This is a genomic window from Enterobacter sp. HG048, from assembly GCF_024702055.1.
GTDB classification, from domain to species: Bacteria; Pseudomonadota; Gammaproteobacteria; order Enterobacterales; family Enterobacteriaceae; genus Enterobacter; species Enterobacter dykesii.
Window position 1 is genome coordinate 1 of record NZ_JANLIZ010000048.1, and the last position, 255, is coordinate 255.

The following is a 255-nucleotide window of genomic DNA, read 5'->3' on the forward strand; positions in this document are numbered from 1 at the left end:
CTTCGTGCTCCTCCGTTACTCTTTGGGAGGAGACCGCCCCAGTCAAACTACCCACCAGACACTGTCCGCAACCCGGATTACGGGTCTACGTTAGAACACCAGCCATTAAAGGGTGGTATTTCAAGGATGGCTCCACGCAGACTGGCGTCCACGCTTCAAAGCCTCCCACCTATCCTACACATCAAGGACCAGTGTTCAGTGTCAAGCTATAGTAAAGGTTCACGGGGTCTTTCCGTCTTGCCGCGGGTACACTGC

1 rRNA gene is annotated in these 255 nt (G+C 54.5%); it reads right to left on the reverse strand.

Going from position 1 to position 255, the window contains the following annotated elements:
* A 23S ribosomal RNA gene (locus NUX24_RS21750) occupies window positions 1–255 on the reverse strand; the annotation flags it as partial.